19 protein-coding genes are annotated in these 19,797 nt (G+C 70.3%); 7 read left to right on the forward strand and 12 right to left on the reverse strand.

The window, feature by feature from the left end; all coding sequences use genetic code 11:
• Nucleotides 1–45 precede the first annotated feature (45 nt).
• Entirely contained in the window at nucleotides 46–423 is a 378-nt protein-coding gene (locus tag AB0H43_RS14410; RefSeq protein ID WP_359999774.1) for a VOC family protein, read from the reverse strand.
• A 142-nt stretch (nucleotides 424–565) separates the two neighbouring features.
• Here AB0H43_RS14410 and AB0H43_RS14415 point away from each other — a divergent pair, with 142 nt between their 5' ends.
• Nucleotides 566–1,519 carry a hypothetical protein gene (locus AB0H43_RS14415; RefSeq protein WP_359999775.1) on the forward strand — a complete coding sequence of 318 codons (954 nt, stop codon included), beginning with the start codon at nucleotides 566–568 and terminating at the stop codon, nucleotides 1,517–1,519.
• Nucleotides 1,516–1,956, forward strand: a complete 441-nt coding sequence (locus AB0H43_RS14420) for an ABA4-like family protein (RefSeq protein ID WP_359999776.1) — start codon at nucleotides 1,516–1,518, stop codon at nucleotides 1,954–1,956. Before AB0H43_RS14415 ends, AB0H43_RS14420 begins: the two co-directional genes overlap by 4 nt.
• Here the strand turns inward: AB0H43_RS14420 and AB0H43_RS14425 are convergent.
• Complete coding sequence (locus AB0H43_RS14425; protein ID WP_359999777.1) at nucleotides 1,949–2,473, reverse strand: GNAT family protein; 525 nt, start codon at nucleotides 2,471–2,473, stop codon at nucleotides 1,949–1,951. The genes AB0H43_RS14420 and AB0H43_RS14425 overlap by 8 nt on opposite strands.
• Before the next feature lie 14 nt (nucleotides 2,474–2,487).
• Here AB0H43_RS14425 and AB0H43_RS14430 point away from each other — a divergent pair, with 14 nt between their 5' ends.
• A complete protein-coding gene (locus tag AB0H43_RS14430; RefSeq protein ID WP_359999778.1) occupies nucleotides 2,488–2,907 on the forward strand; it encodes a hypothetical protein in 420 nt (139 codons plus the stop codon).
• 88 nt (nucleotides 2,908–2,995) lie between these two features.
• Here AB0H43_RS14430 and AB0H43_RS14435 read toward each other — a convergent pair whose 3' ends face one another.
• The gene (locus AB0H43_RS14435; protein ID WP_359999779.1) at nucleotides 2,996–3,919 is read right to left on the reverse strand and encodes a ketopantoate reductase family protein; all 924 of its coding nucleotides are present in this window, start codon (nucleotides 3,917–3,919) and stop codon (nucleotides 2,996–2,998) included.
• A 48-nt stretch (nucleotides 3,920–3,967) separates the two neighbouring features.
• On the opposite strand from AB0H43_RS14435, the gene AB0H43_RS14440 reads away from it, so the two are divergent.
• Nucleotides 3,968–4,537, forward strand: coding sequence for an ABATE domain-containing protein (locus AB0H43_RS14440; RefSeq protein ID WP_359999780.1), 570 nt, complete (start codon nucleotides 3,968–3,970; stop codon nucleotides 4,535–4,537).
• Here the strand turns inward: AB0H43_RS14440 and AB0H43_RS14445 are convergent.
• From AB0H43_RS14445 to AB0H43_RS14460, 4 genes are all read right to left on the reverse strand, one after another.
• Nucleotides 4,534–5,403, reverse strand: a complete 870-nt coding sequence (locus AB0H43_RS14445) for an SGNH/GDSL hydrolase family protein (RefSeq protein WP_359999781.1) — start codon at nucleotides 5,401–5,403, stop codon at nucleotides 4,534–4,536. The two genes, AB0H43_RS14440 and AB0H43_RS14445, sit on opposite strands and share 4 nt — an antisense overlap.
• Nucleotides 5,404–5,565: 162 nt before the next feature.
• Nucleotides 5,566–6,627 carry an N-acetylmuramoyl-L-alanine amidase gene (locus AB0H43_RS14450; RefSeq protein ID WP_359999782.1) on the reverse strand — a complete coding sequence of 354 codons (1,062 nt, stop codon included), beginning with the start codon at nucleotides 6,625–6,627 and terminating at the stop codon, nucleotides 5,566–5,568.
• 200 nt (nucleotides 6,628–6,827) lie between these two features.
• Nucleotides 6,828–7,820: a winged helix DNA-binding domain-containing protein gene (locus AB0H43_RS14455; protein WP_359999783.1), complete on the reverse strand. Its 993-nt coding sequence runs from the start codon at nucleotides 7,818–7,820 to the stop codon at nucleotides 6,828–6,830.
• Nucleotides 7,821–7,829: 9 nt separating this feature from the next.
• A complete protein-coding gene (locus tag AB0H43_RS14460; RefSeq protein WP_359999784.1) occupies nucleotides 7,830–8,627 on the reverse strand; it encodes a TIGR02452 family protein in 798 nt (265 codons plus the stop codon).
• A gap of 89 nt (nucleotides 8,628–8,716) precedes the next feature.
• Between AB0H43_RS14460 and AB0H43_RS14465 the strand changes: the two genes are divergently transcribed.
• Complete coding sequence (locus AB0H43_RS14465; protein WP_359999785.1) at nucleotides 8,717–9,436, forward strand: ABC transporter ATP-binding protein; 720 nt, start codon at nucleotides 8,717–8,719, stop codon at nucleotides 9,434–9,436.
• 2 nt (nucleotides 9,437–9,438) lie between these two features.
• On the forward strand, nucleotides 9,439–11,895 hold the full coding sequence (locus tag AB0H43_RS14470) for an FtsX-like permease family protein (RefSeq protein WP_359999786.1): 2,457 nt from the start codon (nucleotides 9,439–9,441) through the stop codon (nucleotides 11,893–11,895).
• A gap of 97 nt (nucleotides 11,896–11,992) precedes the next feature.
• Here AB0H43_RS14470 and AB0H43_RS14475 read toward each other — a convergent pair whose 3' ends face one another.
• The 4 genes from AB0H43_RS14475 to AB0H43_RS14490 form a co-directional block, all read right to left on the reverse strand.
• The gene (locus AB0H43_RS14475) at nucleotides 11,993–12,658 is read right to left on the reverse strand and encodes a response regulator transcription factor (protein WP_359999787.1); all 666 of its coding nucleotides are present in this window, start codon (nucleotides 12,656–12,658) and stop codon (nucleotides 11,993–11,995) included.
• Complete coding sequence (locus AB0H43_RS14480; protein WP_359999788.1) at nucleotides 12,655–13,794, reverse strand: histidine kinase; 1,140 nt, start codon at nucleotides 13,792–13,794, stop codon at nucleotides 12,655–12,657. Before AB0H43_RS14480 ends, AB0H43_RS14475 begins: the two co-directional genes overlap by 4 nt.
• 142 nt (nucleotides 13,795–13,936) lie before the next feature.
• Entirely contained in the window at nucleotides 13,937–14,407 is a 471-nt protein-coding gene (locus AB0H43_RS14485; protein WP_359999789.1) for a hypothetical protein, read from the reverse strand.
• Nucleotides 14,404–16,767, reverse strand: coding sequence for a nitrate reductase (locus AB0H43_RS14490; protein WP_359999790.1), 2,364 nt, complete (start codon nucleotides 16,765–16,767; stop codon nucleotides 14,404–14,406). Before AB0H43_RS14490 ends, AB0H43_RS14485 begins: the two co-directional genes overlap by 4 nt.
• A gap of 272 nt (nucleotides 16,768–17,039) precedes the next feature.
• On the opposite strand from AB0H43_RS14490, the gene AB0H43_RS14495 reads away from it, so the two are divergent.
• Complete coding sequence (locus tag AB0H43_RS14495; protein ID WP_359999791.1) at nucleotides 17,040–19,193, forward strand: EAL domain-containing protein; 2,154 nt, start codon at nucleotides 17,040–17,042, stop codon at nucleotides 19,191–19,193.
• 94 nt (nucleotides 19,194–19,287) lie between these two features.
• Here AB0H43_RS14495 and AB0H43_RS14500 read toward each other — a convergent pair whose 3' ends face one another.
• The gene (locus tag AB0H43_RS14500; RefSeq protein ID WP_359999792.1) at nucleotides 19,288–19,785 is read right to left on the reverse strand and encodes a type VI secretion system tube protein Hcp; all 498 of its coding nucleotides are present in this window, start codon (nucleotides 19,783–19,785) and stop codon (nucleotides 19,288–19,290) included.
• Nucleotides 19,786–19,797: the final 12 nt, after the last annotated feature.

The following is a 19,797-nucleotide window of genomic DNA, read 5'->3' on the forward strand; positions in this document are numbered from 1 at the left end:
ATCAGTTGATGAAACTTCCGGCGTAAGTCAGTGCAAGAAGTTGACTCACTCCCACCGCTGGGCGTTCGTGTCGTCCAGATCGTCGTCCGGTACAACGCAGAAGAGCAGGCCGGCGGGGTCCTGCATGATCCACCATGGACCGGACGGGCGTACGCGACGGGCACCCAGCGCCTCAAGCCGGGCCACCTCCGCCTCCACATCGGTCGCGTGAATGTCGAGGTGTACGCGAGCCGCCCCGTCGCCGAGTCGCTGCACGAGCAGGCCGAGCCCGTCGGGGGTCAGCTTCGTGCCGCTGAAGTCGGGAAACCGTTGGAACACCGGCAGGTCGCGGCCGATCGCGCCGGACCAGAAGGCGGTCTCGGCGTCGTGGGACTCCGGCGGGGCGTCGATGACGATCTGCGAGATGCGGCTGTAGTGCGCCACGTTTCCCCCTAGTGGACGAGGCATCGGTCGGGAGTCGAACGCTACGGCAGATCGGGGTTGACGCGCGCACTCGTGTGGCGGATAGTGAAGCTATCCGATAATGGAAAGTGCCACTATCCGGCACCTATGACCGGGAGTCGTCATGTCCCGCCTGATCCGCCTCCACCCGCCACTGATGATCACCGCCTTGCTGATGGCCGCCCTCACCGTCTGGTGCCTCGTCGGACTCGGCGTCGACGACCGCATGCTGCTGGGCGTACCGATCTGGCTGAAGCCACTGAAGTTCGCCGTCAGCGTCATGATCTATTCGGTCACCCTCGCCTGGCTGATCTCGCTGCTGGCCAAGCGCCGGCTCGCCTCGGCGATGGGCACCGTCATCGCGGTCACCGCGCTCGTCGAGATGGCCGCGATCGTCGGCCAGGCCGCACGCGGCCACCGCAGCCACTTCAACTTCGCGACCACTCTGGACGGCGCGCTGTTCATGCTGATGGCGGTCAGCATCGTCGTGCTCTGGCTCGCCACCGCGGTCGTCGCCATCCAGCTCATCCGGCAACGGATCGGCGACCGGCCGGCGGCGTACGCGATCCGCGCGGGCATCGGAGTGGCGATCGCCGGGCTGGCCGAAGGCTTCTTCATGACCCGCCCGAAGCCGGGCCAGGTCGAGGCGGCGGCCAACGGCGGCGAACGCATCTTCGGCGCGCACTCGATCGGAGTCGCCGACGGCGGGGACGGGCTGCCCTTCGTCAACTGGAGCACGGTCGGCGGCGACCTCCGCGTCGGCCACTTCATCGGCATGCACGCCCTGCAAGCGCTGCCGCTGTTCGCGTTGGCCCTGACCCTGCTCGCCCGGCGCTTCGGCCGGCTGGCCGACGACCGGACCCGGGCGCGGCTCGTGCTGACCGCCGCGACGGCGTACGCCGGGCTGACCGCACTGGTCACCTGGCAGGCCGTGCGCGGACAGTCGGTCGTCCACCCGGACGCCCTGACCTGGGCGGCCGCCGGGGTCCTGGGCGTCGTCGTCCTCGCCGGGATCGGCTGGGCCCTGCGACGCCCGGCCGAACGCGCCCTTCCGATGAACGTGGCGGCCGTCCGGTGACCTGGTTCGCGATCGCCTTCCCGCTCACCGTCCCGTTCTGGGCGCTGATGATCCTGCTGCCGAAGTGGGGCCGGACCAGCCGGATCATCGCCTCACCGCTGATCGTGCTGCCGGTCCTGGTCGCCTACTTCGGCGCCGTCGCCCCGATCCTGCCCGACTTCGCCGCCGAGATGCTGAACCCCGACCTCGACGGCGTACGCACCCTGCTCAGCAGCGACGCGGGCACCTCGGCGGTGTGGGCGCAGGTGCTCGCCTGGGACCTGTTCATCGGACGCTGGATGTATCTGGACGGCCGCGAGCGGAACATCCCGGCACTGATCATGTCGCCGCTGCTGATCCTGACGATCCTGCTCTCGCCGTTCGCCGTCGTGATCTACCTCGGCCTACGGACGTTCTACCGCAAGGCCGCGCCCGAGACCACAGGAAAGGCTAGCTGAGCTCGCCCTCCAGCAGCCCCATCGCGATCTTGTCGTACCACCGGCCGTCCCGGCGGAACGCGTCCCGGAGTCGTCCCTCCTCGACGAACCCGACCTTCGCGTACACCCGCCGGGCGGCCTCGTTCGCCTCGACGACGGTCAGCCCGATCCGGTGCAGCCGCATCGTGTCGAATCCGTAGCGGCAGATCGTCCGCATCGCGTCGGTGGCGAATCCCCGGCCCCAGTAGTCCTTCTCGCCGAGGTAGATGTCCAGCTCGGCCGAGCCCACCGCCGCGTCGGTGTCCCGCAACTGCACCAGCCCGATGAGCTTGCCGTCGGCGAGCACCTCGACCGCGTAGAGGACGTGGGCGAAGCTGTTCGCCTGGGCGTCGGCCAGGCCGCGGCGCGCCCGGTCGAGCGAGTTCACGTAGTACTGATCCATCCACCGCATGACCGCCGGATCGTGGTTCCAGCGCCACAACGCGTCGGCATCTTCCGGCTCGAAGGCGCGTAGCCGGATCAACTCCCCTGTGATCACCTAATCTTCCTAGCATGAGCTACGACGTGATCTTCGCTCGGCTGGCAGCGGGCCAGAGCTGGGCGGACTTCCTGGACGCCGAGCCCGTCGGCGACGACGCCCCGGCCGACCCGGCGACATGGCGGCGGATCGTCGGCCGCGTCCGCGAGATCCTGCCCGGCGCGACCGAGTCCGGCGACGAGCTCGATCATGAGGAGACCGCGATCCAGCTCGTCTGCCAGGCCGACACCGCGCAGCTCCACGTGCCGTACTGGTACACCGGCGAGGCCGCCCGCCGGATGGTCACGCTGCTCTACCGGGTCGCCGCGGTGGTCACGGAGGAGACGGGGATGACCGGCTTCGACCCCCAGGTCGAGGCGCCGGTCACCGACCAGCGTATCGACGACGCGGTCGCGGCCTTCGACAGCGTCGCCGCCGCCTTCGCCCGCGGCTAGGCTCCGCCGCACGCTCGGTGATCATCGCGCCGGCCACGATGTTTCAGCGGACATATCGCTGCCGGAAGCAGCATGGCTGACGCGACGATCAGGCGGAGTGGGCCAGCCGGTTCTCGTGCACGCGCAGGCTCGCGGTCGCCACATCCAGAAGCGGCGTCGATACGCCGAAAGCCCTGGCCCGAGCCGTGAGGTCGCCGAGGATCTGCTCGGCTTCGGTCGGCTGACCGGCGATGAGGTCGCGATAGAGGGAAGCCGTGTCGGCCGAGCCCGGCCGGGACACGAACGCCATCACGTTCTCCAGTGCGGGGCGTGGCATCGGGTGCCCGGCAGCCTCGGCGACCTGTGCGGCCTCGACGGCGAGCTGTGCGCCGAGCTGCGCCGCGCCGGCGTCGACCGCCTCGCCGACGGTGCCGCGTACCAGGGTGTTGAGGGCGCCGAGCGTGCTGATGAACACCCACTTGTGCCACATCGCCGTCATGATGTCGGGGGAGACGGCGAAGTCGAAGCCCGCCTCGGACAGGACTTCCTCGATCCGCCGCACCCGATCGGAGACGCCGCCCGCCGGTTCGCCGACGGTCATGTCGGCCAACGGCGCGAGCTGCATGATCTCGCCCTCCGCGCCGATGGTCGTGATGACCCGGACGACCCCGCCGAGCACCACGTCCGACCCGTACGCCTTGGTCAGCGTGTCCAGGTGGGCCAGTCCGTTGAGGAACGGCACAACCGCCGTACGCGGCCCGACCGCCGCCGCGGTGTCCTCGACGGCCTGCGGCAACGTCGTGGCCTTCACCGACATCAGCACGATGTCGTAGTGGCCGGCCAGCTCCGGCGCGGTGACGAGGTTGGGGGTCACGACCGTCTCCCGGCCGAGCCCGACGATCCGCAGACCGCGGTCGCGCAGCAGCTCGGCTCGTCGCGGCCGGACCAGGAAGGTGACGTCGCGCCCGGCCTCGTGCAGCCGCGCCCCGAAGTATCCGCCGGTCGCACCGGCTCCCACGACAAGAATCCGCATGGCGCGGACGTTACCAGTTGAACCGGTAACCGGGCTATGCTGTGTGACATGATCGCGGAGGAGGCGGCGTTCCGATTCGTCGCCGGACGGCCGTCGGTGGACTTCACCGGCACGCTCGGCAAGCGCTGGCGGGATCCGCCCGTCGAGCGGATCCCCGACGCGGCCACGCTCGGGCGATGGTTCGCCGAATCGGGTCTGACGGACGCACCCGTGGCGGTGACGACAACGGCTTTGCGTCAGGCGTACCCCTTGCGCGAAGCGCTGTATCGCCTGATGCGCGCGCCGGTGTTCGGCGAGCGACCCACCCGGGCCGACCTGGAGCTGGTGAACCACTGGGCCGCGCGGACCCCGCCGGCTCTCGCCCTGCGCGCGGACCTGAGCGCGCGGCTGGTCGAGCCGACCGCCGAGCAGCTATTCGCGTTGCTGGCCCGCGACGGCGTCGATCTCCTCGGCGGGCCGCAGGGCGAGCGGTTGCGTGAGTGCTCCAGCGAGGTCTGCACGCTGCTCTATCTGGACACGTCCCGGGCGGGCAGCCGGCGCTGGTGCTCGATGGAGCTCTGCGGCAGCCGCGACAAGATGACGCGTTACCGTCGTCGCGCCGCGGCTGCCGGGACCTAGAGCGCGGCCCTGACCGCGGTCGCCATCGCCTGCTCGCCACCGGCGTTCGGGTGGAACGGCGCGGCGGCCACCGTCGGAATGAGACCTTCGACCCAGCGCGTCCCGCTGGACTTGCAGACGTCATGGCCGATGGTCGGGGTGTAGGTGTCCACGTAAGACGCCCCGTTGGCGGCCGCGGTGGTACGCAACATCGAGTTCAGCGACTTCTCGGTGCTGCGCAGGTAAGGCACGTCGCCGAAGGCGAGCGGGACCGCCGGGAAGCAGCCGTATCCGCTGTCCGGGACGATGACCGGGTAGCCGACGACCACGACGCGGGCGTTGGGTGCGGCCTGGTGCACGGCTTGCAGGACGGCCGCAACCTTGCTCGCGGTCGCGGTGATCCGGGTCAGCAGCTGATCGGTCCCGCCCGCGGTGTACTTGTCCTTGCACGGGCTGCCGAACGGCTTGGCGTAGCTGGCACTCACGCAGTCTTCGATGATGCCCGAGAAGCCGATGTCGTTGCCGCCGATGCCCACGGTCACCAGCGCGGTGTCGGCGGTGACGGCGGCGAGCTGGGCCGGGACGGTGATGCCGAGCTGGCCGTCGCTCGGGTTCAGGATGTCGCCGGTGGTCGCACCGCCGCAGCTGACGTCGGTGAACGCGGACGAGCCGATCGCGCTCCGGACCAGATGCGGATAGTTCCGATCCGACCGTACGCAGTTCAAGTCGACCTGCGTCGGGATGAGGGGACCGGACGTGAACGAGTCGCCGAGCGCGACGTACTTGCCGGTCGGGGCGGCGGCGCTCGCCGGGGTGGCAATGGGAAGGGTGACCAGGGCGGCTACTGCGGCCGCGGCGGCCAGGAGGGATGTGCGCGGGAGACTCATGGACTCCTCCGGGGGACGGTTGTTACCGGGCGGTACGCGCGATTGTCCCCACGGCAGTTATTGATGTCAATACATCCCGACGTCGTCGGGGGAGGGATCCGGGATGACGCGCGATCCGGTGCGGCGGAAGGGGGGCGTCATCCCGGAAGTCGTGCGGGGGCGTTAGACCCGGGTGACCCGGACGGCGTCGGCGATCACATAGCCCGCGGCGCTGGTCCACCGGCTGACGCCGACAGCGTTGTAGTCGCCCGCGGCCATGGCGAACGTCCCGAGCGAACGCCACGTGCCGCCGCCCGTGGACTGGTCGACGGTGATCGTCTGATTGCCCGACGAGGTCACGACGACGTGCGGCGTGGCCGTGTTGTAGCCCGCGACACCCGGGTGCCAGACCTCCACCTTGTAGGTGCCCGCCTCCGGGATGTTCACCTTGAACCAGGCGGCGTCGCTGGCGAGCACCGGGTCGGCGTAGCGGTAGTCGGCTCCGTAGCGCTGCGTGGAGTAGGTCGAGGTGCCCCAGTTCGCGCTCGCGGTGAACCGGCCCGCGGTCGCGTTGTCCACGATGGTGCTGTAGCTGGTCGTCTTCGTCGGCAGCCCGAGGAAGGTGGCGATGCCCTTGGCGTGCCCACGCGCGTCGGCGGTCAGGAAGGCCGCGTTCTTCAACAGGTTCGCGTCGGCCACCGTGTCGATGAACAGGTTCTCCGTGAGGATCGCCGGCATCGTCGTCTCACGCAGCACGTGGAAGTTGGCGGTCTTCTGGCCGCGGTCGGTGACGGCGGCGACCGACCGCATCCCGGCCAACGCGTTCGAGTGCATCGCGTTGTGCAGAGACTGCGTCGCGGCGTCGGTGGTGAGGTAGCGGTAGCTCTCGAAGCCGGTGCCGCCGCCGGAGTTGATGTGGACACTGATGAAGATGTCCGCACCCCACGCGTTGGCGTTGTCCGTACGCTGCTGGAGGCTCACCGTCGCGTCGGTCGTGCGGGACATGCGTACGTCGACCCCGGAGTAGGTCGCCAGCAGGATGTCGCGGACCTGCAGCGCGATGTTGAGAGTCAGCGCCTTCTCCTGCAGGCCGTTGCCGACCGCCCCGGAATCGGTGCCGCCGTGGCCGGGGTCGATGTAGACCTTCTTGTTGGCGGCGAACGCCGGCACTCCCACCCACGGGGTGAGGGCGGCGCCGGCGGCCGCAGCGAGGAGCGCGCGTCGCCGGATGGGGTGACTGCTCATGGAGGACCTTTCGGCTGAGGGATACCTCGGGCATCGAAATACTCAGCCTCGTCAAACCGCTCTGTCAAGGCTTCACTTTGTTTAACCAGATACCGTTACTTCTTCACGGCCCGTTCCTTTGCGCTGGATCAGGGTTCCGGGTCGAATCTTGGCCCAAGATTCGACCCGGAACCCTGATCCGCATGGGTGGCCGGCGGCGGTCACGAGATGAGGAAGCGGGCGAGGTCGGCTTCCTCGGCGGCCAGCTCGTCCCGTCTGCTGTGGATGATGTCGTCGAACGCCTCGACCACCACCCGTCCCGCGGTGAGCTTCCACCGGCCGGCGACCCGCCCGTCCACCACCACCGTCGGATGCAGCACTCCACCACCCGCCTGGATGCGGTGGGCGTACGCGGGATCCAGCATCAGCGACCGGTCGCGATAGCCCAGCAGATACGTGTCGTACGCCCCCAGGAGTCGCAGCCCGCTTCCGCCGGGCTCGTCCAGCTGTGCTGACTCTTCCGACTGTGCGGTCTGGAACGGCTCGCGGACGGTGGTGATCGGCAGACCCGACCACGTCGCGAAGTCCTCCGCCGTCGCCGGGCCGAACGCCTGCTGATACCGCCGGGCCAGTTCCGCCAGCGGATCGTTCGGCGGCGTCGCCTTCGGCGCCCACTCGTCGAGCAGGACGTACCCCGGCTCATCCTTGGCGAGGTCCGGCCCTCGGCAGATCAGCCCCCTTCCGGCCGCGTACGCCATCAGGTGCGGAACCGCCTGACCCCGCAGATCCAGCTCGAGCTCCGCCACGATCTCCGCCCGGCTGAGCGCCCGGCCGCGCAGGATGCCGGGCAGCTTCGCCGTCGCCGTCTCGCAGATGCGATCGTCGAGACCGAGCTGCGCCCGCCGCCCCCGGCCGGCCGCGACGTTCCTGGGCCCGAAAACGCTCACCATCCAGCGCACGTCCACGGCGGGAACGAGGTGCAGCGTTCCCCGCATCAGCCAAGTCCTCGCCAGCTTCCCCGGCTTCGCGCACTCTTCGCGTACGCCGTCGGCGGTGAGCCCGCGCGTCCGAGCCCGCACCGCCAGCCGCATCGCGGCAGTGTCCTGCGCCTGCAGCCCGGCCAGCCGCCCGGCCACGTCGGCGACGGTGCTGTCAGCCCGTTCCGCCAGCCCCTGAGCGGCGTACCGGCGTCGCAGGACCTCCTCGTCGCGCATGGGCTCAGCCTAGGCGGCGAACCGTTGGGCGAAGGCGGCGTACACAGGCGTGTGGGGGAGCGGATCCAGTACGGCGAACACCACGTGGTCGAAATAGGGCACCGCCGCGAGCGCGTCGGCGAAGGCGTCGGCGACGACGGCCGGTTCGTTGCGGAACACGCCACACCCCCAGGCGCCGAGCACCAGCACGCGCTGCCCGTGCGCCGCCGCGACCTCCAGCACACGACGGGCGCGGCGGAGCACCACCGCAGGCACGTCTGCGACATCGTCAGGCTGGTTGCGCCGGATGGCGCCGAGGTTGGGCGCGGCCGCGGTCAGAAACGAAGTCTGGTACGCCGAGTCGAGCAACCTGCCCTTGTCGTCCCGGAAGACCGGGACACCGGGGCTGAAGATCACCCGGTCGCTGTAGCGCAGGTCGCGCTGAGTTCGGTGGAATTCGTAGAACTCAGCGGCCGTCAGCAGGCACGGATACAGCGCGGACGAGCGGGCGATGCTCTCTTCCTGCGCCTTCGCGCCGCCGAGGAAACCGCCGCCGGGGTTCTTCGCCGAGGCGAAGTTGAGCGCGGCGGCATGCGGGCCGACACGGCGTGCCGCGACCAAGGTCGACTCATGCGTCACCTCGATGGTCGGCTTCGCCTCCAGTCCGATCGGCGTCAGCGGCTCGTCGGGCAGGTAGAGGCGCGTACCGGCGATGGCGGCGCGAACGGCGTCGGCGATGTCCACCTCGGCGCCGGCTTCGGTGCGGTAGGAACCGGCTTCCGCGATCGCCACCGTGCGGCGGGCGATCTCCTGCAGTCGTGCGCTCATGACTGGCCAGCGTACGACTTGAGGCGTACGCCGGATGCAGTCTTCCAGCCGACGCGACCCGGCCTGACCTCGCATTAGCGTCGACGACCATGACATTGTCTGTTACCGAACTGACGAAGGTCTACGGAGCAGGAGACACCGCCGTCCGCGCGCTCGACGGCGTCAGCGTCACCTTCGCCGAGGGCCGGTTCACCGCGATCATGGGACCTTCCGGGTCGGGGAAGTCGACGCTGATGCACTGCGCGGCCGGGCTGGACACGGTGACCAGCGGTTCGGTGCGGCTGCACGATGAGGAGCTGACCAAGCTCGGCGACGCCGCGCTCACCCGGCTGCGGCGTACCCGCATCGGCTTCGTCTTCCAGTCCTTCAACCTGCTGCCGACGTTGACCGCGAAGCAGAACATCCTGCTGCCCCTGGAGTTGGCCGGGGCCAAGCCCGATCCGGCCTGGATGACGACGGTGATCGAGACGTTGGGGTTGGGCGACCGGCTCGGGCACCTGCCGAGTCAGCTTTCGGGCGGGCAGCAGCAACGGGTCGCGTGCGCGCGGGCCTTGCTGCCACGTCCGGCCGTCATCTTCGCCGACGAGCCGACCGGCAACCTCGACTCGAAGACCGGGCAGGAAGTGCTGGAGTTCCTGCGGCGCAGCGTACGCGAGCTGGGGCAGACGATCGTGATGGTGACGCACGACCCCAACGCGGCCTCCTACGCCGATCGCGTCGTGCTGCTGGCCGACGGGCGGATCGTCGACGACATCGAGGACCCGACCGCCGACGCGGTGCTGGGCCGGCTGCGGACGTTGGGAGCCTGACGATGTGGCGGGTCACCTTCGCCTCCCTGACCAAGCACGCCCGGCGGCTGGCGGCCACGACGCTGGCGGTCGTCCTCGGCGTCGGCTTCACCGCCGGGACGCTGATCTTCGGCGACACCGCTCAGGCCGGCTTCGACGAGACGTTCGCCCGGACGGCGAAGAACGTCGACGTCGTCGTGCTGGCCGGAGACAAGCCGCTCAGTGCTGACCAACTGCCGGCCGTCTCCGGTGTGACAGGCGTCGAGCACGCCGAGGGCCGGATGGCGACCTCGCTGCCGATGCTCGGCACGACCGGCAAGCCGCTGGTCAACAACGGCAGGGCCGGGTACGCCGTCTCCGTGGCCGGCGACGAGCGCCTGCGCGGATTCGATCTCGACGGGCGGGTGCCCGCCGCCGGGGAGGCTTTGCTGGACACCGAGACCGCCGCGCACGAACACCTGTCGATCGGCCAGACGCTGCAGGTGCTCGACAAGGCGGGCGCGAAGCAGGCGTACACGATCTCGGGGCTGGTCGACTTCGGCGTCTCGAAGGCCTATTCCGGGCTCAGCGTCGTCGGGCTGCCGGCGTCGGAGATCACCCGGCTCACCGGCGAGACCGGGTTCGACGAGATCGTCATCCGGGCGCGGCCCGGCGTCGACCCCGCCGACCTCGCCCAGCGTGTCCGGGCGGTGACGTCGGCGACGGTGAAGACCGGCGACGAGCGGCGAACCGACCTGGCCAACGCGGCGACGTCGGTGGCGACGCAGTTCACCTTCATCCTGCTCGTCTTCGGCGCGATCTCCCTCGTCGTCGCGGTGTTCGTCATCTACAACACGTTCGCCATCCTGCTCGCCCAACGCGTACGCGAGACGGCGCTCCTGCGATGCGTCGGTGCGACGCGACGGCAGATCTTCGGGGCGACCCTGCTCGAATCGGCTGCGATCGGGTTGGTCGGCGGGGCGTTCGGCGTCCTGGCCGGGATCGGGATCAGTTACTTGCTGCCGTTGCTGCTCAACAACGCGCTCCACGCCGGGGTGCCCGACCACGCCGTGGTGCTGCGGCCGATGCCGGTCCTCATCGGACTGACCCTCGGCGTCGTGGCGACGATGGCCGCCGCCGTGATTCCGGCGATGCGAGCCACTCGTACGCGACCGCTGGCCGCCTTGCGAGACATGCCGAGCGCCGCCACCATCAGTCTCCGCTCGAAGATCTTCCGGGCGATCGTCGCCCTCGTCATCGCCGGGATCGGTGCCTTCATCACGTGGCAGGGCGGTCAGACGGAGGACTCCGAGACGGCCACGTTCGTCGTGGTGGGCGGCGGTGTCGTGGTGTTCCTCGGCGTACTGGTGGCGTCGCCGCTGTTCATCGGCCGGCTCACCGCGCTGGTTGGACTGCCCGCCAGCCGGCTCGCCGGGCCGCCCGGCCGCGTCGCGGTCGCCAACGCCCGTCGCAATCCGGGCCGGACGGCGGTCACGACCGCCTCGCTGATGATCGGCGTCGGGCTCATGGCGATGTTCAGCATGCTGCTCGGCAGCATCAAGGAGACCGCACGGGACCAGCTCGCGAGTCACTATCCGGCCGATTACGTGATCACGGCGGTACGCGACGGGAAGACCGGTGAACCGGGCCCGATTCCGACGGCGTACAGCGATTCCCTGCGGCAGCACAGCGAGCTGGCCAAGGTGGCGGTCGTCCGGGGCGCCAAGGTACGCGTCGACGGCAAGACCTTGCACCTGGGCGCCATCGACCATCCCGAACTGCTGCCGCAGCTGCCGGCCGGACTCGCCGACGGGACGATCATCGTCGACGACAAGCAGCCCGATCCAAAGCTGACGACCTTGCGGACGGCGGCCTCCGGCGACACCACGATTCCGGGCGCGGGCCGCTTCGACGGCCTCGTGACCTGGAGTCAACTGGAGAGATTGGCCGGTCCGAGCGACGGCAGCCTCGTCCTGGTGAAGGCGGCGCCCGGGGTCGGCCCCGTCGACTCCCGGGAGATCATCGACCGCGTCAGTTCGGCGTACCCCTTGGTCGAGGTCAGCAGTGTCGCGGACCTGTCCAGCGGCCTGGAGAGCGCGGTGAACGGCCTGATCGGGCTGTTCGCGGGCCTGTTGGGCACCGCGGTCCTGATCGCGCTGTTCGGCATCGCGAACACGCTGTCGCTGTCGGTGATCGAGCGGACCCGGGAATCGGCCACGTTACGCGCGTTGGGTCTGACCCGCAGTCAACTGCGCGGCATGCTGCTCGCCGAAGCGCTGTTGATGGGGGTGGTCGGCGCGCTCGTCGGGATCGTCTTCGGCCTGGTGTACGCCCCGCTGGTCCTCGAGGCGGCCTTCCGCGACATCGAGCCGGTCATCGTGGTGCCGGTCGGCTGGCTCGTCGGCCTGGTGCTGCTGGCCGCGGTGGCGAGCTGCCTCGCCGCGGTCCTGCCCGCGCGCCGGGCCGGGCGTGGCTCGATCGTGGCCGCGATGGCCGACTGAGTTCCCGGCCGCTTCGCGCTGGATCAGGGCTCTCGGTCGAATCTTGTCCCAAGATTCGACCCGGATCCCTGATCCAGCGCCACATGGCGCCGCGACCTCAACTCGGCGGCCGGACCAGGCCCGACTCGTACGCGAACACGACGATCTGCACCCGGTCGCGCAGCCCGAGCTTGGTGAGCACCCGCCCGACATGCGTCTTCACGGTGGCCTCCGCGACCACCAGCTTTCCCGCGATCTCCGCGTTCGACAGGCCCTGCGCGACCGCCAGCACGACCTCGCGTTCGCGATCGGTCAGCGTCTCCACGCGCGGGTCGGCGGTCGACACGACGAACCGGCCGGCGAAGTGGTCGAGCAGTTTGCGGGTGACGCGCGGGGCGACGACCGCGTCGCCGGCTGCGACGGCGCGGATCGCGCCGAGCAGTTCCTCCGGTGGGGCGTTCTTGAGCAGGAAACCACTCGCACCGGCCTGAAGTGCGGCGAAGGCGTCCTCGTCGGTGTCGAACGTCGTCAGGACCAGCACCTTCGGCCCGTGGGGCTGATCAGTGAGCTGCTGGGTGGCGGTCACCCCGTCGAGCACCGGCATCCGGATGTCCATGACGACGACGTCCACCGGTTCGCCCCGGCGGGCGAATTCGCGTACCTGGGCCACGGCGGCGGCGCCGTCCCCGGCGGCTCCGGCCACCTCGATGTCCGGCTGCGACGACAGGATCATCTCCAACCCGGTACGCACCAGCGGCTGGTCGTCGACGATGAGCACCCTCATGCGCGTACCCCTTCCAGCAGCGGCAGGCATGCCCGGACCTGCCAGCCGCCGGTGGGCCGGGGTCCGGCCAGCAGCGTGCCGCCGTGGACGGAGACCCGCTCGCGCATCCCGGTCAGGCCATGCCCTTCGGTGGCGACCGCGCCGCCCTGGCCGGTGTCGGTGAGGTCGACGACGATCTCGTCACCGTCCCGTCGCAGGTCCAGGTCCACCTGGGCGTCCGGCCCGGCGTGCCGCAGGACGTTGGTCAGGCCCTCCTGCACGATCCGGTAGACCGCCAGTTCCAGCGCGGGCGCGTCGACGACGCCGACCGTGTTCGCCACGCGTACGGTCAGCCCGGCCGAGCGTGCCCCCGCGACCAGCGGATCCAGCTCGGCGAGGGTGATCCGGCGGCGGCCCGCCGGTGAGTCGCCGCTGCCCCGCAGGACGCCGACCAGCCGTCGCATGTCCTCCAGCGCGGCGCGTCCGGTCTCCGCCACGGTCGCCATCGCCTGCCGGGACTTCTCGGGATCGCCGTCCATCGCGTACCGGCCGCCGTCGGCCTGCACGACCATGACCGCGAGGCTGTGCGCGACCACGTCGTGCAGCTCACGGGCGATCGCCGCGCGCTCGTCGGCCACCGCGATGCGGGCGAGATGCTCCCGTTCGCGCTCCAGGCTCGCCGCGCGTTCCTCCAGACCGGCGACGTAGATGACCCGCTGCCGCACCGTGTACGCCATGAGCCACACCCCACCGCAGACGCCCACGTAGAACAGCGGCATCTGCCACCAGTGCTCGGCGTCGAAATGGCGGGCGACCTCGATGACGATCCCGATGACCACGACGAGTCCGGCGATCAGCCCGCCGCGCAGCGTCTTGCTGTACTTGACCGCGCTGTACATGCCGATCAGCACGGCGAGGTCGTAGGGGACCGGGTCGAACCTCGGCCCCCAGAACAGCACCTGCGTCAGGGCGACGGCGGAGATGACGCCCATGCTCCAGAGCGGGCGGTTCCGCCGGACCAGCAGGGCGGCCGCCATGATCAGGCCGAGCCACATCAGCGCCCGCGGCGTCTGCCGGAGGAAGATCGGCAAGGTGGCCAGGCCGGCGATGCCCGCCGCGACGAGCACGTCGAACGCCAGGGACCTCGGGTTCCGCATGCCCGCCAGGATATCCGGCGGCTATCTCATGACCGATATATCCATTTCCGGGCGGCGTAGAAGGTGGGCACCGGCAGGCGTACGGCGTCGGACCCGGCCCGCTCCCGCAACCGGGTCAAGGTCAGATAGGACAGTCCGAGGCTCATGTCGCGAGCACCTGCGGACTGCTCTCCTTGATCCGCGTACGCAGCCACTGCCAGCGGTGCTGCGCCTCCTCCTGGATCGGGCGGATCGTCGCGATCAGGGCGGTGTCCCGGACGGCGAGCGCGCCCTGCAACAGGATCACCCAGGCCAGCTCGGCCTCGTGCGCGATCGGATAGAGCCGCCGCAGATCGTGCAGCAGGTGCTGACCGGCCGCGGGCACGATCTCGACAGCCTCGTCCAGTGCGCGAGGCGTCAAGTTCGGGGAAAGATCCTTCGGCGCGGCCGACGCTCCATAGCGCTCCGCGTACGGGGCCAGCTTGTCGAAGTGCTCGGCGCACTTCTTGGCCAGGGTGCGGCTCATCGCGTACACGTCGGGGTCGGCGGCATGCTTGTCGGCGGTCTTGAACAGCTGTCGCGCCAACTCCGCCTCGGCCTCGTGCACGTCTTCGATGGCTTGGGCCAGCTTCATGCGGTCACCTCCACCGGCGCTGACGCCGTGGTCGTCGGGGCGGGCGCCGGCACACCACCGGAATCCGCGAGCTTCGTCAGGCGTACCGCCGCGGTTTTGAACAAGGGCTGTTTCGAGACCGGATCCCAGGTCGGCTGGGTGACCGCGTTGGCCGCGTGCCCGGCGCCGGCCCGCGAGCCGTAGTGGAACGGCGCGAAGACCACCCCCTCGCGCACGCCGCTGACGCGCGCCCGCGCTTCCATCCGGCCGCGGCGCGACTCGACGCGGACCAGGTCCCCCTCGGCCACGCCGTACCGCGCGGCGTCCGCGGGCGAGACCTCCACCCAGGCCTCCGGGGCCGCGTCCTGCAGTTCCGGTGCGCGGGCGGTCTTGGTCCGCGTGTGGAAGTGGTACGCCGTCCGGCCGGTCGTGAACAGCAGCGGATAGTCCTCGTCCACCGGTTCGGCCGGCTCGACGTAGTCGGCGGCTTTGAAGATCGCCCGGCCTTCGGCACGCAGCGCGGCGAAGTCCTTGCGTTCCTGGGCGGCCCCGGTGAGCAGATCGTGCCCGTAGTCCTCGCAGTAGTCGATCGCGGACGGGAAGACCTGGTTGGTGTAGAGCCGTTCGGTGCCGTCCGGGTTCTCGTCGTTGCAGGGCCACTGAATGCCACTGCCGCCGCGCAGCTTGTCGTAACTCAACCCGGTGTAGTCGCACGGCCGGTCGTGGGTGGCCGCCTTGAACGCGTCGAACACCTCCTCCGGCGTACGCCACGGCAGCAGTGGACTGCCGTCCGAGCGTCGCAGATCCAGGCGTTCGGCGTAGTCGAGGAAGATCGCCAGGTCCGACCGCGCTTGGCCGGGCGGCTCGACCGCCTGCTCGGACAGGTGCACCGTGCGGTCATGGTTGGTGAACGTGCCCGTCTTCTCGCCCCACAAGGCAGCCGGAAGCACGACGTCGGCCAGGTCGGTGGTCTCGGTGGGGAAGGCGTCGGTGACGACGAGGAACAGCCGCTCCTGACTCAGTACGCCCCGGATGCGCTCCAGATCCGGCAACGACACCATCGGGTTGGTGCCGGTCACCCAGAGGAACTTCAGCGAGCCCTCCTCGGCGTACCGGAGGATCTGCATGATGTGCGTCGGCGGTCCCCAACTGGGAATCTGCTCCGGCGGCACCCCCCACAACTCGGCGAGCTGCCGCACGTGGGCCGGGTTCTGCCAGTTCCGCATGGCGGTCAGGTCCCCGTTCGACCCCGTCTCGCGGGTGTTCTCGGCGGTCGGCTGGCCGTTCATCTGGAACACCGTGCAGCCCGGCTTGCCGATCATGCCGCGCAGCAGCGTGATGTTGTTGACCTGGCAGGCCGCCGCGGTCGCCTGATGCGACTGGTAGACGCCTTGGAGGCAGGTGCTCACCAGGCGCTCGGCCGAACCGATCACCTCAGCCGCCCGGCGGATTTCGGCCGCTTCGACGCCGCAGACGGCCGCCGCCTTCTCCGGCGGGTACTCCGCGACCTTCTTGGCCAGCCGGTCGAACTCGACGGTGTGCTCGTCGATGAACTCGTGATCGATCCAGTCGTGCTCGATCAGCTCGTGCTGGATCGCGTTGAGCAAGGCGACGTTCGTGCCGCTGCGGATCGCCAGGTGCACCTCGGCCGCCTCGGCGACCTTCGTGCGGCGGGGATCGACGACGACCAGCCGCGGCCGATCCGGGCCGTGCAGCCGATCCAGCACCCGCATCCACAGCACGGTCTGCGTCTCGGCGATGTTGTGCCCGACGGCGAGCAGCGTGTCGCAGGCGTCGAAGTCGGTCAGCGAGCCCGGGTCGCCGTCGCAGCCGAAGGACTCCTTCAGCGCCGCGTCCGAGGTCGCGGTGCACAACCGGGTGTTGCCGTCGAGATGCGGGGTGCCGAGGCCGCCGCGGGCGAGGACCGCGAGGGCGTAGTAGTCCTCGAGGAAGAGCTGGCCGCTGGTGTAGAAGCCGAGCGCCAGCGGACCCGACTCGGCCAGGATCTGCCGCGACCGCTCGGCGATCACCGTCATGGCCTCGTCCCAGGTCGCCTCGGTCAACCGGCCGTCGCGGCGGATCTGCGGCGTGGTCAGCCGGTCCGCCGACGAGTTCGCCTGCCAGCCGTACAGCCCCTTGGGACCGAGGCGTCCCCGGTTGACCCGGTCGGCCACCCGTCCGCGTACGCCGACGATCTGCCCGTCGCGTACGCCGACGTCCATCCCGCAGCCGTTCGAGCAGAGGACGCAGGCCGACTGCACCCAGTTCACCTCGTCCTCGCCGACTCCGTCGAGGAGGTGGAGGTCGACCCGGTCCGGCCAGTCCCCGTGCTGGGCGTAGGGCGTACGAGATCCCCAAATGTCCGAAATGCGGTCCGCCATGCCGCGTCCGTACCCACTTCTCCGCCGGTTATCCGCCGCAACCGCACTCGAACCCGCCCCTCCTCCGGCAGCGGGAAGCTGCGCTCTTCGGGTGTCGCGGCCGGGCGCTCGGGACGTATGCTTCGCCTGTCACCGCACTTCCGCATCACCGAATGCCGTCCACAGTGTCGTCCACAGTGGCGTGACGGGACGGCCGCCGTCGAAGGGCGAGGGGGAATGGCGTTCCGATCCAACCGGTCGGGCGGGACCGGGCCACCGGCCCCCACCCGCCGATGACCGCGTACGCGCCGCCGCCGGCCGGGCCGCCGGAGCCCGACGGCCTCGGACGATTCGCCCGGCGCTGGGCGGAGGCGATCGGCCCCACCAGTGAGATCCCCGTGCCGGACCTGCCGGAGTTCCTCGAACGGCTGACCCGCGATCTCGCGGCCGCCCTGCGCGACGACACCGTGGAGGCCCGCGCCGACGAAGCGGCCGCCGCCCTGGTCGGCGCCGACTTCCACAGCCCCGCCGCGGTACGCCGGACCATCGAGGTGTTCTCCGACGGCTTCCTCGACGAACTCCGGGGCGAACCCGGGGCCGAGGACGAGATCAAACTGCGCGCCCGGCTCGGGCAGCTCCTCGGCGGCTTGTCCGCCGGATTCGCCCACGCCTTGCGCGTACGCACCCGGACCGAGCAGGAAGCCGTCCAGCGCGCCGCCCTCCGGGCCGTACGCCTGGCCGACCGCGACCGCCGCGTCGTGGAGGCCCGGTTTCGAGCCGTCTTCGCCGACGCCGCCGTCGGCATCGCCATGGTCGACCTGACCGGCCGCCTGATCGAGGTGAACACCGCGTTCGCCCGGATGCTCGGCTTCGTGCCCGAGGAGATCCGGGGCCGGACGGTCGGGGAGATCATCGGCGACAGCGGGCACGGCCCGACCTCCAGCCGCTACCTCGACCTGCTGTCCGGCGGCCGGGATCACTTCCGCACCGAGACGACCCGGGTACGCCCCGACGGCAGCCGGCTCGTGCTGGACCTGTCGATGTCGATGGTGCGCGACGACGACGGCGCGCCCGGCTTCCTCATCGGGGTCACCGTCGACATCACCGAGCGGCGACGGCTGCAGGACCAGCTCTGGCACGAGTCCCGGCACGACGCGCTGACCGGGCTGCCCAACCGGACGCTGTTCGCCGAGCGGCTGGCCGAACGGCTCGCCGAACCGGCCTGCGGCCGGCTGGGCCTGTCGTTCCTGGACCTGGACGGCTTCAAGGACGTCAACGACAGCCTCGGGCACGCGGTCGGCGATCACCTGCTGGTGGCGGTCGCCCGGCGGCTGGAGGAGGCCGTCGCCCACGGCGACCGGCTGGTCGCCCGGCTGGGCGGCGACGAGTTCGTGGTGCTCGACGACGACTGCGTCGGCGAGGCCGCCGTGGTCGGGCCGGCCGAGGCGATCTTGGCGGCGTTGCGTGAGCCGTTCCACGTCGGCGGCCGCGAACTCACCATCTCGGCGAGCATCGGAGTCGTGGACTCCCGGGCGGTCGGCGCCGATCCGCAGGCGCTGATGCGCGCCGCCGACATCACCTTGTACCGGGCGAAGGCCGAGGGGAAGAGCCGGCTGGCCCGGTACGACCCGCGCGACAGCGCGCGCCAGATCACCCAGCACACCCTGGCGACCGCACTGCCGGCCGCGTTGACCCGGCAAGAGTTCTTCTGCGACTACCAGCCGATCGTCGGGCTCGAAGACGGTCGGCTGCGCGGGGTGGAGGCGCTGATCCGCTGGCGGCATCCGCAACTGGGCATCGTCGGGCCGAACCAGTTCATCCCGGTCGCGGAGGAGACGGGTCACATCGCGGCGGTCGGCCGCTGGGTGCTCGCCGCCGCCTGCCGCCAAGCCGGTGAATGGGCCGCCGCCAATCCGACGCTGACCTGCTACATCAGCATCAACGTGGCGGTCGGCCAGCTACGCCGGCCCGGCCTGGTCGACGACGTCATGCAGGTGCTCACCGACGGCGGCCTCCCGCCCGAACGTCTCCAGCTCGAACTCACCGAGTCGGCCGTCCTCGGCGACGACCGCGGCCCGGTCGGCGAACTGCGACGGCTCGCCGACGCGGGAGTCCGGCTCGCCATCGACGACTTCGGCACCGGGTACGCCAACCTCGCGTACCTGACGAGGCTGCCGGTCCGGCAGGTCAAGCTGGCCGGGGAGTTCCTCAAACCGCTGCGTACCGGGACCAGCGTCGACCCGAAGCATGACCGGCTACTCACCGCCGTCATCGCCCTGGCGCACGACCTGGGGCTGAGCGTGACCGCCGAAGGCGTCGAGCACCAGGGCCAGGCGGACCGGCTGCGGACGCTCGGCTGCGACGCGGCCCAAGGCTGGTTGTTCGGCCAGCCCGGCCCGGCCGAGGAGGTGGGGCGGCTCATCGCCCGCCAGAACCGGCCCTCCTGAACGGCTTCCGCTCACGGCGCTGGATCAGGGTTCGCGGTCGAATCTTGAGGCAAGATTCGACCCGGAACCCTGATCCAGCGCCGCAGGAGAGCGGTCAGTTCTTGACGTAGGTGAGCTTGCCGTAGTTGAAGGCGATCGACTCGTACGGCGTGTCCCCGCCGTTGTCGTCACCGGTCTGGAACGACGAGACGAGCACGTCCTCCAGGGTGATCGTCAGGTACGGCATGGGCGCCCGCCGCGACTTCTCGACGGTGAGCACGGCGGTGGCGAGGTGCGTCCCGTTGGCCGCCGCGAGGAACAGCTTCGGGCTCGCCGAATCCGCTCGCTTCGTGACCATCAGGTCGCCGAACACCGCCTTACCGCTGCCGCCGCCGGCGCCACCGCCGCCGGAACCGTTGTTCGTGACGCCGAACGAGAACGATTCGAGTTCGATCTCGCCGGAGTGCTTCGGGTCGGTCGAGTCCCCGGGAATGCCCGCGATCTTGAGGAAGATCGTCGTCTTCGCCGGGGCCGCGGCCGCCGGATGGGCGGTGGCGACGACCGCGGCCACCGTGACGGCGACCGCGGCCAGGACACGCTGTAGTGATCTCATGTCCTTAAGAAA

Source organism: Hamadaea sp. NPDC050747, from assembly GCF_040654195.1.
Taxonomy (GTDB): Bacteria; Actinomycetota; Actinomycetes; order Mycobacteriales; family Micromonosporaceae; genus Hamadaea.

Excerpts from the sequence above, each read along its gene's own strand:
- AB0H43_RS14440 (WP_359999780.1), top strand. The coding sequence starts at position 3,968 with ATGATCGCGGAGGAGGCGGCGTTCCGATTCGTCGCCGGACGGCCGTCG.
- AB0H43_RS14435 (WP_359999779.1), bottom strand. The coding sequence starts at position 3,919 with ATGCGGATTCTTGTCGTGGGAGCCGGTGCGACCGGCGGATACTTCGGG.
- AB0H43_RS14480 (WP_359999788.1), bottom strand. The coding sequence starts at position 13,794 with ATGCGGAACCCGAGGTCCCTGGCGTTCGACGTGCTCGTCGCGGCGGGC.
- AB0H43_RS14460 (WP_359999784.1), bottom strand. The coding sequence starts at position 8,627 with ATGAGCGCACGACTGCAGGAGATCGCCCGCCGCACGGTGGCGATCGCG.
- AB0H43_RS14470 (WP_359999786.1), top strand. The coding sequence starts at position 9,439 with ATGTGGCGGGTCACCTTCGCCTCCCTGACCAAGCACGCCCGGCGGCTG.
- AB0H43_RS14475 (WP_359999787.1), bottom strand. The coding sequence starts at position 12,658 with ATGAGGGTGCTCATCGTCGACGACCAGCCGCTGGTGCGTACCGGGTTG.
- AB0H43_RS14455 (WP_359999783.1), bottom strand. The coding sequence starts at position 7,820 with ATGCGCGACGAGGAGGTCCTGCGACGCCGGTACGCCGCTCAGGGGCTG.
- AB0H43_RS14465 (WP_359999785.1), top strand. The coding sequence starts at position 8,717 with ATGACATTGTCTGTTACCGAACTGACGAAGGTCTACGGAGCAGGAGAC.
- AB0H43_RS14495 (WP_359999791.1), top strand. The coding sequence starts at position 17,040 with ATGACCGCGTACGCGCCGCCGCCGGCCGGGCCGCCGGAGCCCGACGGC.
- AB0H43_RS14415 (WP_359999775.1), top strand. The coding sequence starts at position 566 with ATGTCCCGCCTGATCCGCCTCCACCCGCCACTGATGATCACCGCCTTG.
- AB0H43_RS14450 (WP_359999782.1), bottom strand. The coding sequence starts at position 6,627 with ATGAGCAGTCACCCCATCCGGCGACGCGCGCTCCTCGCTGCGGCCGCC.
- AB0H43_RS14430 (WP_359999778.1), top strand. The coding sequence starts at position 2,488 with ATGAGCTACGACGTGATCTTCGCTCGGCTGGCAGCGGGCCAGAGCTGG.
- AB0H43_RS14445 (WP_359999781.1), bottom strand. The coding sequence starts at position 5,403 with ATGAGTCTCCCGCGCACATCCCTCCTGGCCGCCGCGGCCGCAGTAGCC.
- AB0H43_RS14485 (WP_359999789.1), bottom strand. The coding sequence starts at position 14,407 with ATGAAGCTGGCCCAAGCCATCGAAGACGTGCACGAGGCCGAGGCGGAG.
- AB0H43_RS14500 (WP_359999792.1), bottom strand. The coding sequence starts at position 19,785 with ATGAGATCACTACAGCGTGTCCTGGCCGCGGTCGCCGTCACGGTGGCC.
- AB0H43_RS14490 (WP_359999790.1), bottom strand. The coding sequence starts at position 16,767 with ATGGCGGACCGCATTTCGGACATTTGGGGATCTCGTACGCCCTACGCC.